Genomic DNA, 299 nt, shown 5'->3' with positions numbered 1-299 from the left:
CGATGAACGAGTTGAGCACAGCCTGATCGACGCGACCGTCGGTGGCGTTGGGGAAGTACTTGACCACCTCTTCCTTGCTGTCGGTGATGCCGGCGTCGGTGGCGGCGTAGGTCAGCGGCACAGCCAGGCCGCCGCCCGAGGTAGCGGCAGTGCCGCCCCACATGGTTCCCTTCTCGACAAGGCAGACCGATTCGGCGCCCTTGGCCGCGGCGACCAGAGCCGCGAACGCACCGGTGCCCGAGCCGATGACGAGCACGTCTACTTCCTTATCACAAGCAACATCGGCGCCGGCGCTCGCC

1 protein-coding gene is annotated in these 299 nt (G+C 66.9%); it reads right to left on the bottom strand.

All coding sequences use genetic code 11. The annotated features are described in order from the left end of the window. Positions 1 to 299 (bottom strand): FAD-binding protein (locus NE591_RS14585; protein ID WP_256157025.1); only part of this gene is annotated, 299 nt, incomplete at both ends.

The sequence above is a fragment of the Adlercreutzia sp. DFI.6.23 genome (assembly GCF_024462535.1).
GTDB classification, from domain to species: domain Bacteria; phylum Actinomycetota; class Coriobacteriia; order Coriobacteriales; family Eggerthellaceae; genus Adlercreutzia; species Adlercreutzia rubneri.
The sequence above is the reverse complement of the archived record's forward strand: the minus strand, read 5'-3'. Positions and strand labels throughout refer to the sequence as shown.